The following is a 16286-nucleotide window of genomic DNA, read 5'->3' as shown; positions in this document are numbered from 1 at the left end:
CGGCGCGGCGGATGCGCTCCAGCAGATCGCGTTCCGCTTCGGCGCGGATGACGACCAGTTCATGACCATCGCCAAGTTGCGTGCCGCCCGGCAACTCTGGGCCAGGGTGGCCGAGGTCGTTGGCCATCCCGAGGCTGGGGCGGCGACGATCCACGCCGTCACGTCGCGACCCATGATGGCTCAGCGTGACCCGTGGGTGAACATGTTGCGCACCACTCTCGGGGCGTTCGGCGCGGGCGTTGGCGGAGCGGACACCGTCCAGGTGTACGAGTTCGACAGTTCGATTCCCAATGGTTTGCCCGGGGTGGCAAGAACTTTCGCGCGTCGGATGGCGCGCAACACGCAGCTTCTGCTGTTGGAGGAGTCGCATCTCGGTCGCGTACTCGACCCGGGCGGCGGTTCTTGGTTCATCGAGGACCTGACCCGCGGGCTCACCGAGGAAGCGTGGAAGCACTTCCAGGACGTCGAGGCCAGGGGCGGCTTCGTCGCGGCCCGTGATCACGTCGCAGCACGGATCGCCGAGGTGCGCACCAAGCGCAGCGACGACATCGCACATCGGCGCACCGCCCTCACGGGTGTGAACGAGTACCCGAATCTCGCAGAAGCACCTCTGCCGCAGTCAGATTCGACGTCGTCGGTGGAGAGGTATGCGGCGGGCTTCGAGGCGTTGCGCGACCGGTCGGATGCCTACCTCGCGGCCAACGATTCGCGACCGAAGGCGCTCCTGTTACCCGTGGGTCCGCTGGCCGAACACAACATTCGCACGACGTTCGCCGCCAACCTGCTGGCCTCCGGCGGCGTGGAGTCGGTCAACCCGGGCACGATCACCGCGGCGGGCGTCGCACAGGCCGTGGCGGACGCCGGTAGTCCGGTCGCGGCGGTGATCTGCGGGACCGACGCGCGTTACGCCGATGAGGTTTCCGAGGTGACGAAAGCCGCTCGCGCCGCAGGCGTTTCACACGTCTACCTCGCCGGGCCCCAGAAGGCGGTCGCCGAAGCCGCACACCAGCCCGACGAGTACCTCACCGCCAAGATCGACGCCATCGCAGCGCTGTCGGTCCTGCTGACCCGATTGGGGGCATGACATGACGTCCGCCGACGTCGCCGCCGCGGCGGCTCCGACCATGAAACCGGGCATCGCCAGCTTCGCGGAGGTCCCCCTGCACGGTGACCAAGAAGGTGCCTCCGTCACCGAGTCCGCCGTCACCGAACACGTGGCCGCTGCCGCGGCTGCACACGGCTACACCGCCGATCAACTCGACTGGGTGACGCCCGAGGGCATCGACGTCAGGCCGGTCTACATCGCCGCCGACCGAGACGCGTCCGTCGACGCCGGCTATCCGTTGGACACGTTCCCCGGCGCGCCCCCGTTCGTTCGCGGGCCCTACCCGTCGATGTACGTGAACCAGCCATGGACCATCCGTCAGTACGCGGGCTTCTCCACCGCCGCTGAGTCCAACGCGTTCTACCGTCGCAACCTGGCCGCCGGGCAGAAGGGTCTGTCGGTGGCGTTCGACCTGGCGACCCACCGGGGGTACGACTCCGACCATCCGCGGGTGGCAGGCGACGTCGGAATGGCTGGCGTCGCAATCGATTCCATCCTCGACATGCGGCAGCTGTTCGACGGTATCGATCTGTCGACGGTGTCGGTTTCGATGACCATGAACGGCGCCGTGCTGCCGATCCTGGCGCTCTACGTCGCCGCTGCGGAGGAGCAGGGCGTACCGCCGGAGAAGCTGGCGGGGACCATCCAGAACGACATCCTCAAGGAGTTCATGGTCCGCAACACCTACATCTATCCGCCCGAGGCGTCGATGCGGATCATCTCCGACATCTTCGGGTACACCAGCGTCAAGATGCCGAAGTACAACTCCATCTCGATCTCCGGCTATCACATCCAGGAGGCCGGTGCCACGGCCGACCTGGAGCTCGCCTACACGCTGGCCGATGGCGTCGAGTACATCAAGGCGGGCCTGGCCGCCGGCCTCGACATCGACAAGTTCGCGCCGCGACTGTCGTTCTTCTGGGGCATCGGGATGAACTTCTTCATGGAGGTGGCCAAGCTGCGCGCGGGCCGCCTGCTGTGGAGCGAACTCGTCGCCCAGTTCGGCCCCAAGAGTGACAAGTCGCTGTCATTGCGGACCCATTCGCAGACGTCGGGTTGGTCGCTGACGGCGCAGGACCCGTTCAACAACGTTGCGCGCACCTGTATCGAGGCGATGGCTGCCACCCAGGGGCACACCCAGTCGCTGCACACCAATGCACTCGACGAAGCACTCGCACTGCCCACCGACTTCTCTGCGCGCATCGCCCGCAACACTCAGCTGCTCCTGCAACAGGAGTCCGGCACGACACGGCCCATCGACCCGTGGGGCGGTTCGTACTACGTCGAGTGGCTGACGCATCAGCTCGCCGAGAAGGCCCGCGCGCACATCGCCGAGGTCGCCGAGCACGGCGGCATGGCGCAGGCGATCGGCGAGGGCATCCCCAAGTTGCGCATCGAAGAGGCGGCGGCGCGTACCCAGGCCCGCATCGACTCCGGGGCCCAGACGGTCATCGGCATCAACAAGTACCAAGTGGACTCCGATCAAGAAGTCGAGGTCCTCAAGGTCGAGAACAGCCGGGTGCGCGCTGAGCAGATCGCCAAGCTCGAGCAGCTCCGTGCCGATCGCGACGAAGCCGCCACGCAGGCGGCGCTCGCCGAATTGACAAGGGCTGCAACCGCTTCGGGAATCTCTGGCGAGGACGGCCTCGGCAACAATCTGATGGCTCTTGCCATCGCCGCGGCGCGGGCCAAGGCCACCGTCGGGGAGATCTCCGATGCCATGGAGAAGGTCTACGGGCGCCACCAGGCGGAGATCCGCACGATCGCTGGTGTCTACCGGGACGAGGTGGGGAGAGGCCAGAACGTGCGAAACGTCGCAGCTGCAACGGAACTGGTCGAGAAGTTCGCCGAGGCAGATGGTCGAAGGCCACGCATCCTGGTCGCCAAGATGGGACAGGACGGTCACGACCGCGGCCAGAAGGTGATCGCGACGGCGTTCGCCGACATCGGCTTCGACGTCGACGTCGGCTCGCTGTTCTCGACCCCCGACGAGGTTGCCCACCAAGCTGCCGACAACGACGTGCACGTCGTCGGAGTGTCATCGCTCGCCGCCGGTCACCTCACGTTGGTGCCTGCGCTGCGGGACGCACTCGCCGATGCGGGCAGGCCCGACATCATGATCGTGGTCGGCGGCGTCATTCCGCCGGGAGACTTCGACGAGCTGTACGCGGCGGGCGCCACCGCCATCTTCCCGCCAGGCACGGTCATCGCCGACGCCGCGATCGGCCTGCTGGAGAAGTTGGCCGAGCGGCTCGGTTACAGCCTGAGCTAGATGGATCCTTCGGAGCTCGCTCAGGCCGTTCGAAGCGGGGACCGGTCCGCGCTGCCACGGGCCATCACCCTCGTCGAGTCGACGAGAGTTGATCATCGGGAGACCGCCCAACGGCTGCTGATGGAGCTGATGCCCGACGCGGGCCGGGCGCTGCACGTGGGCATCACCGGGGTGCCAGGGGTGGGCAAGTCGACGGCCATCGAGGCCCTCGGCATGTACCTCATCGAGCAGGGCCACAAGGTGGCGGTGCTCGCCGTGGATCCTTCGTCGACCAGGACCGGCGGGTCGATCCTTGGCGACAAGACCCGGATGGCGCAGCTGGCCGTTCATCCCGACGCCTACATCCGGCCGTCACCGACGTCGGGCACCCTTGGCGGTGTCGCCAAGGCCACCAGGGAGACGATCGTCCTGCTCGAGGCGGCGGGTTACGACGTCGTGTTGGTGGAGACCGTTGGCGTCGGGCAATCCGAGGTGACGGTGGCGAACATGGTCGACACGTTCGTGTTCCTGACGCTCGCGCGCACGGGCGATCAGCTGCAGGGCATCAAGAAGGGCGTCCTGGAACTCGCCGACGTCGTCGTGGTGAACAAGGCCGACGGAAGGCATGCCACCGAGGCCAAGGCCGCGGCGCGCGAACTCAGCGGAGCCATCAGGTTGCTCTATCCGCGCGATACCCTGTGGCGCCCACCGGTGCTCACGATGAGTGCGCTCGAGGGGAGCGGTCTCGCGGAGATGTGGGCGACGGTGCTCAAGCATCGGCAGGTGCTCACCGATGCGGGCGAATTCGACGCGCGACGGCGCACGCAGCAGGTCGAGTGGATGTGGTCGATGGTTCGCGATGCGGTGCTGGACCGGGTGTCGTCCAATCCGGGCGTCAAGGCCATTCGCGCCGACATCGAGCAGCGGGTGCGCGACGGCGAACTCACCCCTGCGCTGGCCGCACAGGAGATACTCGACCTCGTCCATCAACCGCGAGGGGAGTCACACCGATGATCACACCGAAGGCGCGGACGGCGTCGTTGGTTGCGGGTCTGGCCGTTGCCGTGGCGGTGCTCGGCGGGTGTAGTGGAAGCGTCTCGGTCGGTGGGCTGAGCGTGGACAAGGACCGCCTGGCGTCGCTCGCGAAGGAGAAGCTGGAAGCGGCGGCAGGTCAGGAATCTCAGGGGGTGGTGTGCGACGGTGACGTGCCCGCGAAGGTGGGTGCGACGCAGCGCTGCACACTGACCGCCTTGGATGGCACGACCATCGGTGTCACCGCTACCGTCACGGCCGTGAACGGTGACGACGTGAGCTTCGACTTCAAGGTGGATGACGAGCCGCAGTAGGTGGAGCGCAGCTGGGCGATTCGCTAACAGATCGGTAACCCGAGCGAAAATTTGCCGGGGGTGCAGGTAAATTTCGATTGTGACCCATGCAATTCGCGGGGAGCGCGACGCGGCGCTCTCGCACGGCGCCGATGATTCGGCATTGCCGGGCGATGTTCATGGCGCGGCGGACCCCAACTTCGCCTGTGCCGTTCGCGCCTTCGCCCAACTCTTCCCGGGACGGCGCTTCGGCGGCGGGGCGCTGTGCGTCTATCTCGACGGTCACCCGGTCGTGGACGTCTGGACCGGTTGGGCGGACCGGCGGGGCACCAGGCCATGGAACGCCGACACCGGCGCGATGGTGTTCTCGGCGACGAAGGGTATGGCGTCCACCGTCGTGCACAGGCTCGCGGACCGCGGCCTGATCGACTACGACGCACCCGTCGCGGACTACTGGCCCGCGTTCGCCGCCAATGGCAAGGCTGGGTTGACCGTGCGCGAACTCATGCGTCACCGCGCGGGGTTGTCGCAGCTCAACGGTGCGAGCGGGGCCGATCTGATGGACCACCTGCTCATGGAGGAGCGCATCGCCGCGGCTCCGATGGGGTGGCTGAAGGGCAGACCCTCCTATCACGCGCTGACCTACGGCTGGCTGATGTCGGGCCTCGCGCGGGCCGTCACGGGCCGGGGAATGCGAGAGCTGTTCCGCACGGAACTCGCCGAGCCGCTGGAGGTGGACGGAATCCACCTCGGCAGGCCACCCGTCGATGCGCCAACGCAGCCGGCCCGAATCATCGGGCCGCAGAGCAGGTTCCAGAATCCGATCTTCAACCTAGTGGCCCCACGGATCGCCGCGTTGCCCTTCTCGGGCGGTTTCGGGTCGATGTACTTCCCCGGCATGAAGGCGACTGTGCAGGGGGACATCTCGCTACTCGATGCGGAGCTTCCCGCTGCCAACGGTGTCGCAACCGCAAGGGGGCTGGCGCGCATGTACGGCGCCATCGCCAACGGCGGCCGGATCGACGGCACGCAGTTCCTGTCGGCCGAACTGGTGGCGAAGCTCAGCGGTGTGCCGAGCCTTCATCCCGACGGCGGGATCTTCATGCCGTTGTCGTTCCACCTCGGGTACCACGGCCTGCCGCTGCCCGGCGTTCTGCCCGGATTCGGTCATGTCGGCCTCGGCGGCTCCCTGGGCTGGGCGGATCCCGAGAGCGGGGTTGCCTTCGGCTTCGTCCACAATCGGCTGCTGACGCCCCTCGTGGTGAGCGATCAGGCCGGTTTCGTCGCCACGGCGGCACTGATCCGTCGGGGCGTGGCACGGGCCCGCAGGCACGGGTTCAGTGCTGTGAGCAGGTTCGGTAGCCCGTTCACCGGGCTGACTGCGGCGATCTGACGCCGTCCGGCGCAGATTCGTTCACTAATTTTCGCCGGGGTTCGAGTTCGCCGCCAGCGCCGACAACGTTGGTTGTCCGACCAAAGATGCTGTAAGCCAGTCTTTTTGCCCGAAAGTCGGGCTCTTTTCGAGTGTTCCTGGTGAGAATTCGGCGCTCTCGAACGTCATGGTTGCCAGTGCGAGGTTTGGCGTCAGCCTCGTTATTACCCGCGCGATTGCCAGGCGGTTGCCGTCGGTCGTCGAAATGAGCTTCCCGATGCCACCACGGTATGGCCCGCGTTACTGCCGAAGTCCCCGGCCGACGTGACACGGCTCGCATAAATGATAAGCTCCACGCACGATCCATCAAGATCAAACCCTATCCGCCGCGAATTCTGACAACAGGAATGATCGAATTCGACGTACCCCTCGGAATTGTTTGCTAGAAATGTCCCTGGCGAAAGCCTGACCCGTCGCACCCGCTGTCGCTAGAAGTTGCGTCATGCGTCAATTTTGGGCGTTTCCGCAGCGTATACGCCTAAAAGAGGTTGTTGGGACGAATAGGTAGCTGTCGGTGTAATGTCCCGACCGAAGAATCTTGAACTGGAAAGGGCGGTAAAGGATTTGCCGAAATTTTCGTACTAATGGTTCGTACTATTAGTTCGGTTTCGACGTTCGGAACCCTTTATCAACAAACGGCAATCGACGCAAACGGAAAGGGCCTACAGCTAATTCCCAGCGTCGCAGCGTCGATAGTTTCTTGCATCACGACCGGGTCGGGGGACCGGGTTCGTCCGTCGGAGAGGGTCAAGTAAGTGGCAGAGACACCGGTCTCCTCAATCGCCGTGATCGGCATGGGATGCCGACTTCCAGGGGGCATCGATTCGCCGGCCGGCCTGTGGGCTGCGCTGTTGCGCGGTGACAACGCCGTGACCACGGTTCCGCTGGACCGCTGGGACGCCGAGGAATACTACGATCCGGAGCCTGGCGTGCCCGGGCGTTCCGTCTCGAAGTGGGGAGCGTTTCTCGACGACGTCGCGGGCTTCGACGCTGACTTCTTCAACATCAGCGAGCGCGAGGCCACCTCGATCGACCCGCAGCACCGACTTCTGCTCGAAACTTCTTGGGAAGCAATCGAACACGCCGGCTTCGATCCTGCCGTCATCGCGAGCTCCCGGACCGGTGTGTTCATGGGCATGACCCACGCCGACTACCAGCTTCTCGCCGCCGACGCGAACGCGGTCGAGGGCCCGTATGGGTTCACCGGCAACAACTTCAGCCTCGCCTCCGGCCGAATCGCCTATCACCTCGGCGTGCACGGCCCAGCCTTCACCGTGGACTCGGCCTGCTCGTCCAGCCTGCTCGCCGTGCACATGGCGTGCCGCAGCCTGCACGACGGCGAAAGCGACCTGGCGCTGGCCGGCGGCGTGTCGATCATGCTCGAGCCGCGCAAGATGTCCTCGGGCTCGGCCCAGGGGATGCTGTCGGCGACGGGTGCCTGCCACGCGTTCGACGTGAACGCCGATGGATTCGTCTCAGGCGAGGCCTCTGCCGTGCTGATGCTCAAGCGACTCGACGACGCCATCGCCGACGGCGACCGCGTGCTGGCAGTGATCCGCGGAACCGCGGCCAACCAGGACGGTCACACCGTCAACATTGCGACTCCTTCGCGCGATGCGCAGGTCAAGGTGTACGAAGCAGCTCTCGCGGCCGGCGGGATCGACGGTGCCACCATCGGCATGGTCGAGGCGCACGGCACGGGCACGCCGGTGGGCGATCCCATTGAGTTCGCAAGTCTTGCAACGGTTTACGGCACTGCGGGTCCGTGCGCGCTGGGATCTGCGAAGACCAACTTTGGACATGGACAGTCCGCGTCGGGTGCGGTCGGACTGATGAAGGCCATCCTGTCGCTGCAGCATGCGACCGTGCCGAAGAACCTGCACTTCACCGCGATGCCGGACGAGATGGCACGCATCCAGACGAAGCTGTTCGTGCCGAGCGAGGCGACGCCGTGGCCCAACGACGGTCAGCATCCAAGGCGCGCAGCGGTGTCCTCGTATGGGCTGTCGGGCACCAACGTGCACGCGATTCTCGAGCAGGCACCGGTCGGGCAGGGGACACGCGTCGTCGAGGCGTCCAGCTCTCCCGAGCACACCGTGACGGATCCTCGCCTGTTTCCGCTCTCCGCGACCTCGGTCGAGGAGCTGCGACGCACCGCAGGCAGGCTCGCCGACTGGGTCGAGGCACGCGCCGACGTCGCCGATGCGGACACCGAACTATCCGACCTGGCCTACACGCTGGCGCGAAGGCGTGCCCACCGTCCCATTCGGACCGTCGTCCATGCAGGTGGCCGTGACGAGCTCGTCGCGGCGCTTCGCGAGGTCGCCGATGGCGACACCCCCTACGAGCCAGCGGTGGACAAGGGCGAGCGGGGTCCGGTCTGGGTGTTCTCGGGCCAGGGCTCCCAGTGGGCCGCGATGGGCGCAGGTCTCATCGCGTCCGAGCCGACGTTCGCAAGGACGGTCGCCGAACTCGAGCCGCTGATCGCCGCGGAGTCCGGGTTCTCGGTATCGGAGGCCATGTCGTCACCCGACGTGGTGACCGGCATCGACAGGGTGCAGCCCACCGTGTTCGCCGTACAGGTCGCGCTCGCAGCCACGATGAAGTCCTACGGCGTCGTGCCGGGTGCGGTGATCGGCCACTCCATGGGCGAGGTCGCCGCGGCCGTCGTCGCCGAGGCGCTCTCGCTGCAGGATGGCGTGAAGGTCATCTGCCGCCGGTCCCGCCTGATGGCCACCATCGCGGGTTCTGGCGCCATGGCGTCGGTCGAGTTGCCTGCCCAGCAGGTGCTCTCGGAGCTGGCCGCGCGCGGCGTGAACGACGTCGTCCTCTCCGTGGTCGCCTCGCCGCAGTCCGCGGTCGTGGGTGGCGCCAAGGAATCGGTCCGGGCACTGGCGGCCGAATGGGAGGCGCGCGGCGTGATGGCGCGTGAGGTGGCGGTCGACGTCGCGTCCCATTCCCCGCAGGTCGATCCCATTCTCGACGAGCTGACCGAGGCACTCGACGACATCTCGCCGATGGAGCCGACGGTGCCGTACTACTCGGCAACGCTGTACGACCCACGCGACCCCGCCGACTTCGACGCCTACTACTGGGCGGACAACCTGCGGCATGCCGTCCGCTTCGCGGCTGCGGTGCAGGCCGCCCTCGAAGACGGCCACCGGGTGTTCGGGGAACTTTCGCCACACCCGCTGCTCACCTACGCGGTGGACCAAAACGCCCGCAGTCTCGACGTCCGACTGGCGGCACTGGCCAGCATGCGCCGCGAACAGGATCTGCCACACGGGCTCCGCGGCTTCGTGGGGGACCTTCACAGCGCAGGCGCTGCGATCGACTTCGCCGCGCTGTGGCCGAGCGGAGCGCTCGTCGATGCGCCGCTGCCGACCTGGACCCATCCGCGCTTGATCCTCACCCGTGAGGGGCAGGAGCAGGGCACGTCAACGCTCGCCGTTCACCCGTTGCTTGGCGCCCACGTCCGGCTGCCGGAAGAACCCGAACGCCACGTGTGGCAATCAGACGTCGGCACCGACGCCCAGCCGTGGCTCGGTGACCATCAGGTGCACGGTGTCGCGGCACTACCGGGTGCCGCCTATTGCGAAATGGCACTCGCCGCAGCGCGGACGGTGCTCGGCGACGCGTCGGAAGCCTGCGACATCGTGTTCGAGGATCTGTTGCTGCTCGAAGGGCAGACGCCGATCTCCGCCGTTGCGTCACGCACGCCGTCCGGTGGCACCGAGTTCCAGGTGACGACCCGCCTTGAGGGCGAGGAGGTCCGAAGGGCCACCGCCGTACTGCGAGCGGTCGACGGCGAACCTGAGCCGCCCTCGTACGACATGGCAGAACTGCTCGCCAGCCACCCGGTGGATCTGGACGGGTCAGAGATGCGTGCCTGGTACGACGCAAGGGGTATCCAGCACGGCCCGGCGTTCACCGGTCTGACCTTGGCTCGCACGGCCGAGGGACCCGGTGGTTCCGTCCTCGCCGAGGTGGCGTTGCCCGGGTCGATCCGATCCCAGCAGGGCGCGTACGGAATTCACCCTGCGCTCCTGGACGTCTGCTTCCAAGCCGTCGGAGCCCACCCAGATCTACACGCGGACCACACCGGCACGCTGATGCTGCCGCTTGGCGTGCGGCGGCTGCGGGCTCACGCCTCGACCCGCAACGCGCACTACTGCTACGTGCAGCTGGTGAGTGCCAGTGCCGGTTCGGTCGAGGTGAACGTCGAGGTGCTCGACGAGCACGGTGCCGTCCTGTTGACGGTGGGCGGCCTGCGGCTGGGCACCGGTGTCTCGGAACAGGGACAGCGTGACCGACGACTCAACGATCGCCTGCTGACCATCGACTGGCGCCGTCAGGAGTCGCCGGCCACCGATGTGGTCGGAAGCGGTCACTGGCTGTTGATCAACACCTCCGATGAGTCCGACGTGTTCGTACCCCAACTCGCCGACGTCCTGAAGGCAGGCGAAGCCGACGTCTCCGCCATGACGTGGCGCGCGGACGGCGACCACGTGGCGAACGCAGAGCTTCTTCGGCAGGCATTGACGGCTCGTCCCACTGCGGGCGTCGTCGTGGTGCAGGAGCCGCGGCAGTCGGAAGGTGATCCGGTCGGCGCGGGCGCCGAGCACGTACGCCACCTGGTGCGCATCACCAAGGTGCTCCCCGACGTCGCGGGCGAGCCGCCGCGGCTGTTCGTCGTCACCAGGGGCGCGCAGACCGTGTTGCCCGGTGAGGTGCCGAACCTCGCCCAGGGCGGACTGCGCGGACTCATCCGCGTCATCGGCATGGAGCAGCCGCGGATGCGGCCCAGCCAGATCGACGTCGACGACGTCACCGACGTCAGACTGGTGGGAGCCGAGTTGCTCTCCGATTCCGACGAGGACGAGACGGCGTGGCGGGACGGCCAGTCCTACACCGCCCGCCTCAACGTCACTCCGCTTCAGGCAGAGGAACGCCACACCACCGTTGTGCGCGCCGATCGCGACGGGATGCGCCTGCAGATTCGCACTCCAGGCGACCTGCAGTCGGCGGAACTCGTCGCCTACGAACGAATCCCACCGGGACCCGGTCAGATCGAGGTGGCGGTGTCGGCGTCGAACCTGAACTTCGCCGACGTGCTGGTGGCCTACGGCCGCTATCCGTCCTTCGAGGGGCGCCTGCCCCAGCTCGGAGCCGACTTCGCCGGAGTGGTTACCGCCGTGGGCGCCGGGGTGACCGACCACGAGATCGGCGACCGCGTCGCGGGCATCTCGGCAACGGGGGCGTGGTGCACGTTCGTCACGTGTGACGCCAATCTGGCGGTGCGCATCCCCGGTGATCTGACAGATGGCACTGCCGCAGCGGTGCCGAGCGCCCATGCCACCGCGTGGTATTCGCTTCACAACCTGGCCAGGATCGGCTCGGGGGACAAGGTGCTTATCCACTCCGCCACCGGTGGCGTCGGTCAGGCCGCAGTGGCGATCGCCCGCGCCGCAGGGGCTGAGATATATGCCACCGCGGGTAGCCCGGAGCGTCGGAAGATGTTGGTGGACATGGGCGTTTCCCATGTCTACGACTCGCGCACCATCGAGTTCGCCGAACAGATCCGGCGGGACACCGACGGTTATGGAGTCGACGTCGTGCTCAACTCGCTGCCGGGTGCGGCGCAGCGGGCAGGATTGGAACTGCTGACCTTCGGCGGCCGGTTCGTCGAGATCGGCAAGCGCGACATCTACGGCGACACCAAGATGGGTCTGTTCCCGTTCCGGCGCAACCTGTCCTTCTACGCCGTGGATCTCGCCCTGCTGACCCTGGTCACCCCGGATACCCTGCGGGGCCTCCTCGAGGTGATCTACCAGCAGATCGCCGACGGAGTGCTCCCGCCGCCGCAGACCACGCACTACCCACTGGCCAACGGCGCCACGGCGATTCGTGCGATGGGTGCCGCCGAGCACACCGGCAAGCTGGTGCTCGACGTGCCCCGCACGGGTCAATTCGCCGCCGTAGTGCCTGCCGACCGGGCCCCCGCGTTCCGTGCCGATGGTGCGTACGTCGTCACCGGCGGCCTGGGTGGCCTCGGGCTGTTCCTCGCCGAGAAGATGGCAGCGGCCGGATGTGGCCGCATCATCCTCAACGGCCGCTCCACCCCGAAGCCCGAAGTGCTGCGCACCGTCGAGAAGTTGCGTCGAGCGGGCACGGAGGTCGAGGTCGAACTCGGAGACGTCTCGCAATCGGCGACGGCGGCGCGACTGGTCGCCGCGGCGACTGCCACCGGAATGCCGCTGCGTGGAGTCCTTCACGCCGCCGCGGTCATCGAGGATGCGACGCTCGGCAACATCACCGACGACCTCATCGACCGGGACTGGGCGCCGAAGGCGATGGGCGCGTGGCATCTTCACGAAGCCACTGCAACTGCTCCGCTGGACTGGTTCTGCTCGTTCTCCTCGGCCGCCGCGATGGTGGGTTCGCCGGGACAGGGCGCCTATGCAGCCGCCAACAGCTGGGTCGACTCGTTCGCCAGGTGGCGCCGTGCCAACGACCTGCCCGCCCAGGTAATCGCGTGGGGCGCGTGGGCCCAGATCGGTGCCGGACAGGCCATGGCCGACCACGACGGAATGGCCATCGCTCCCGAGGACGGCGCATACGCGTTCGACACGCTGATGCGGCACACGCGGGTGTACAGCGGATACGCCCCGGTTGCAGGCGCCGCGTGGCTGACCGCGTTCGCACAGAGCAGCCCATTCGCCGAGGCCTTCGCATCGATGGGCCAGGACCGGTCGGGGTCGAGCGAGTTCCTCGACGAACTACGGCTGCTGCCACGCGAGGAGTGGTCGGCGCGGGTGCGCCGGTTGATCTCCGAGGAGATGAGCCTGATCCTGCGGCGTTCGGTCGATGCCGACCGGCCGCTGTCCGAGTACGGCCTCGATTCACTGGGGACGCTGGAGTTGCGCACTCGGCTCGAGTCCGAGACCGGAGTGCGGATCGTTTCCACTGACGTCACCACGGTGCGTGCTCTTGCCGAACGGCTCAGCGAGTTGATCGCCGTCGACCTCAACATCGACACTGCCATTCCGGCGGTGTCGTCGTGACCAACCGACCAGCGCCGACGCCGTCGCTCACCGAAGCACCAGGAGCAGGGGAACGATAGATGGTTGCGATCAAGGCGATCCATGACTGGATCGGGGCGTCCGGCAGTGTGGTGTCTTGGCATCCTTCACCCGTGAGTCGGGCGAAGGTCATGAAGGCCCCTGTGAGTGCTGTGCCACCCAGTTATCAGCAGGCACAACACATCCGCGGATACCTGAACCATCAGTCCAAGGGCAGCGACATGGCCCGGCTCAACATTCCGTCATGGGACATGCCCGGCCAGTGCGACATCCGTGCGATGTCCCACGTGATCAACGCGTACCTGCGCCGTCACGACACCTATCACAGCTGGTTCGAGGTGACCGAGTCCGACGACATCGTGCGGCGGACCGTCGACAATCCGAGGGACATCGCGTTCGTCCCGACCAAGTACGGGGAGATGACGGCCACCGAATGGCGCGAACACGTGCTCGCCACGCCGAATCCGTTGCAGTGGGACTGCTTCTCGTTCGGCATCATTCAACGGGCTGACCACTTCACGTTCTACATCAGCATCGATCACGTTCATACCGATGTGATGTTCATGGGCTTGGTGCTCGTGGAGATTCACATGATGTACGCGGCGCTCGCCGGTGGATCGGCGCCGATCCCGCTTCCCGCCGCGGGCAGCTACGACGACTACTGCGTCCGCCAGAATCAGTTGTTGTCCAGCCTGACGCTGGAATCGCCGGAAGTGCGGGAGTGGATCGACTTCGCGCAACGCAACTACGGCACCATGCCGCACTTCCCGCTCCCACTCGGGGATCCGTCAGTGCCGTGCTCGGGCGACATGATCACGGTGCGATTGCTGGACAGGCAGCAGTCGGACCGGTTCGAAGCCGCCTGCGCATCGGCGGGGGCCCGCTTCATCGGCGGCGTCTTCGCTTGCGCGGCGCTCGCCGAGCAGAAGTTGACGGGCTGCCAGACGTATCACGTCATCACCCCCGTGACGACCAGGCAGACGCCAGAAGAGTTCCAGACGACGGGGTGGTTCACCGGCGTAGTACCGATCACCGTGCCCGTCGACGCGTCGTCGTTCGGTGCCACCGCGCATGCCGCCCAGGAGTCGTTCGACAACGGGTTGTTCATGTCGCACGTTCCCTTCGACCGCGTGCTGGAACTCGCCGACGGCACGTTGGGGTTGCGCGCACCGAAACCCGGCGTTCCGATGGTCTCCTTCCTCGACGCCGGTCTTCCGCCGTTGTCCGCCAGCATCATCGCGGAGTGGGAACGGATGAACGGCAAGGTCTACAGCGACGCGCGGTCGGCCTATCAGATCGGGCTGTGGGTGAATCGGGGAGAGCGGGAGACCACGGTCACCGTGGCCTTCCCCGACAATCCCATCGCCCGCGAATCGATCGACCGGTACCTTACGGCGATGATGGCGGTCTACCTCGGTGTCGCCGACGGGACTGTGGTGGCACCTGCTCGCGCCCACGTGCGGCACGGGGAGGCACTGCACCGCAACGCCGTTCGCGACCGCGAACCCCTAGTGCCGATGGCCAAGGGCTGAGCCGCGGTGTCGGCGGAGCCCTCGACCGACAACGTGATCGCCTACGTCGATCAGGCGTTGTTCCTCGGCCTTCGCGCGACCGGGCAGGCGGCGGCCATGCAGATGGTCTGGGTCTACGACGACTCGGTGGACTGGGACGAACTGCGGCGTTTTCACCAGGACTTCGGATTCGGGTTGGCGGGCAGGATGATCGAACCGTCGGTGCTGCCGTTCGGCAGGCACCGCTGGGTTTCCTCGACGGGTCCCGCGGCACCTCTCGACATCGTCGCGGAGCCCCGTCCACGTTCAGAGCTCAGCGACTGGCTCGACGAACGTGCGCAACTGCCGAGCGATCCGGAGACCGGGCCGGCGTGGCACATGGGCGTGCTGTCGATGACAGACGGATCGACGGCGGTGAGCCTCGTCGGTTCGCACTGCATCGGCGACGGTGGGGCCGCGCTCTTGTCGGTGTTCGAGGCGGTGCAAGGGGTTCGCCGCGATCTCGGGTATCCACCGCCCCGGTCGCGGACATGGCGGCAGGCGGTGATCGCCGACGCCCGACAGACGTGGCGCGATGCTCCCGAACTGGGGCGGACGCTCGTTGCCGCGGCGAAGTTCCTCAAGGACAAACGCCGAGAGCCGACGGGCGCGGCGACGCCCCGATCGAAGCGGCAGGTCATCGCCAATCCCGACGAAACCGTGGTGGTTCCCGTCATTTCGGCGTTCGTGGACCTGGCGCAGTGGGACGAGCGGGCCGCTGCCCTTGGGGGGAACAGCCATTCGCTCCAGGCCGGCCTCGCGGCGCGGCTCGCCGTGCACCAGGGCCGAGCGCTGGCCGCGGACGGCACGGTCGGGCTGATCGTCCCGATCAACGACCGCACGTTGGAGGACACCAGGGCCAACGCGGTCACGCTTGCCTACGTGCGCGTCGATCCGACGCACGTCGCGAAGGACCTCTCGGACACCCGCGTCGCGGTACGGGAAGCCCTCAAGACCATGCGTGAGCAACCGGACGAGGCCATGCGTCTGCTTCCGTTGAATCCGTTCGTTCCCAAGGTCGCCGTCCGGCACACGGCCGATCTGGCATTCGGCTTCACCGACCAACCGGTGTCGTGTTCCAACATCGGCGATCTGCCGCTCCAAGTCGCTTGTCCCGGTGGGTCTCCGGCGCAGCAGGTGATGCTGCGCGGTATCGATCAGCGGATCACCCGCAGGGTGCTCGAGGAGCGCAGTGGCCTGTTGACCGTGGTCTCGGGCCGGCTGGACGGAAGGGTCACGATCACCGTCGTCGGCTACCAGCCCGGTGTGGAGAACACGAAGAAGGCCCTGCGGGAGAGGTTGGCCACCGTCTTCGACGAGTTCGAGCTCACCGGTGTGATCGTGTGAGCGATCAGCTGGCCTACATCGATCAGGCCACGTTCCTGACGGTGCAGGCGAGTGGCCGCGCACAACTCGTCCAGTACGTCTGGGTGTATACCCACGCCGTCGACATGAATCGGTTGCGGCTCTTCCACCGCGACGTGGGGCAGGGGTTCGCCGGCCGGCTGATCGAGCCTTCGATATTGCCGTTCGGTCGGCAC

8 protein-coding genes and 1 pseudogene are annotated in these 16286 nt (G+C 66.8%); all 9 read left to right on the top strand.

Annotated elements, in window-relative coordinates; all coding sequences use genetic code 11:
* On the top strand, positions 1-1084 hold a 1084-nt coding region (locus tag QOD90_RS12250; protein WP_526349991.1), incomplete at its 5' end, for a methylmalonyl-CoA mutase family protein.
* A gap of 1 nt (position 1085) precedes the next feature.
* Positions 1086-3377, top strand: a complete 2292-nt coding sequence (scpA, locus tag QOD90_RS12245) for a methylmalonyl-CoA mutase (RefSeq protein WP_526349989.1) — start codon at positions 1086-1088, stop codon at positions 3375-3377.
* Positions 3378-4370, top strand: coding sequence for a methylmalonyl Co-A mutase-associated GTPase MeaB (meaB, locus tag QOD90_RS12240; RefSeq protein ID WP_526349987.1), 993 nt, complete (start codon positions 3378-3380; stop codon positions 4368-4370). It abuts the gene before it with no gap.
* A complete protein-coding gene (locus QOD90_RS12235; protein ID WP_526349985.1) occupies positions 4367-4702 on the top strand; it encodes a DUF4333 domain-containing protein in 336 nt (111 codons plus the stop codon). The genes meaB and QOD90_RS12235 overlap by 4 nt, the downstream gene beginning before the upstream one ends.
* A gap of 79 nt (positions 4703-4781) precedes the next feature.
* Complete coding sequence (lipL, locus tag QOD90_RS12230; protein ID WP_526349983.1) at positions 4782-6074, top strand: esterase/beta-lactamase LipL; 1293 nt, start codon at positions 4782-4784, stop codon at positions 6072-6074.
* 794 nt (positions 6075-6868) lie between these two features.
* The gene (pks2, locus tag QOD90_RS12225; RefSeq protein WP_526349981.1) at positions 6869-13177 is read left to right on the top strand and encodes a sulfolipid-1 biosynthesis phthioceranic/hydroxyphthioceranic acid synthase; all 6309 of its coding nucleotides are present in this window, start codon (positions 6869-6871) and stop codon (positions 13175-13177) included.
* 59 nt (positions 13178-13236) lie between these two features.
* Positions 13237-14727: a condensation domain-containing protein gene (locus QOD90_RS12220; protein WP_526349979.1), complete on the top strand. Its 1491-nt coding sequence runs from the start codon at positions 13237-13239 to the stop codon at positions 14725-14727.
* Positions 14728-14733: 6 nt separating this feature from the next.
* A complete protein-coding gene (locus tag QOD90_RS12215) occupies positions 14734-16092 on the top strand; it encodes a hypothetical protein (protein ID WP_526349977.1) in 1359 nt (452 codons plus the stop codon).
* Positions 16089-16286, top strand: a pseudogene (locus QOD90_RS12210) (hypothetical protein); the annotation flags it as partial. The gene QOD90_RS12215 and the pseudogene QOD90_RS12210, both read left to right, overlap by 4 nt.

Origin of the sequence: Mycobacterium sp., from assembly GCF_032161845.1 — a bacterium.
Taxonomy (GTDB): domain Bacteria; phylum Actinomycetota; class Actinomycetes; order Mycobacteriales; family Mycobacteriaceae; genus Mycobacterium.
This window is presented reverse-complemented; position numbering and strand designations above follow the sequence as displayed.